This is a genomic window from Streptomyces flavofungini (assembly GCF_041028215.1).
Taxonomy (GTDB): domain Bacteria; phylum Actinomycetota; class Actinomycetes; order Streptomycetales; family Streptomycetaceae; genus Streptomyces; species Streptomyces flavofungini_B.
Map to the genome: position 1 here is coordinate 1 of NZ_JASKYR010001531.1, position 368 is coordinate 368.

Annotated in this window: 1 pseudogene; it reads left to right on the forward strand. The window is 73.8% G+C overall.

Annotation, left to right across the window (positions count from 1 at the left end):
* A pseudogene (locus AB8Z36_RS42035) lies at positions 1-368 on the forward strand (flavin reductase family protein); the annotation flags it as partial.

Here is a 368-nt window from a genome sequence, read left to right on the forward strand (position 1 = left end):
CTCCCAGGACGGCACGCCACACGGCACCACCGTCAACTCCTTCACCACCGTGTCCATGGACCCCCGGCTGATCCTCATCGGCCTGGGACGCGCCTCCCGGCTGCACGACACGCTCCTGGCCCGGGGCGCGTTCGCGGTCAGCGTGCTCTCCGCGAGCCAGGAGGAGGACGCCCGCCACTTCGCCGACCCGGCCCGGCCCCGCGGCACCGCCGCCTTCACCGGACGCCCCTGGCGGGCGGGAGCGCACTCCGGCGCCCCCGTCCTCCTCGACGGCGTCGCCTACTTCGACTGCACCCTGCACGCCACCCACACCTCCGRCGAMCASRSTGGCTCCTTCACCACCGTGTCCATGGACCCCCGGCTGATCC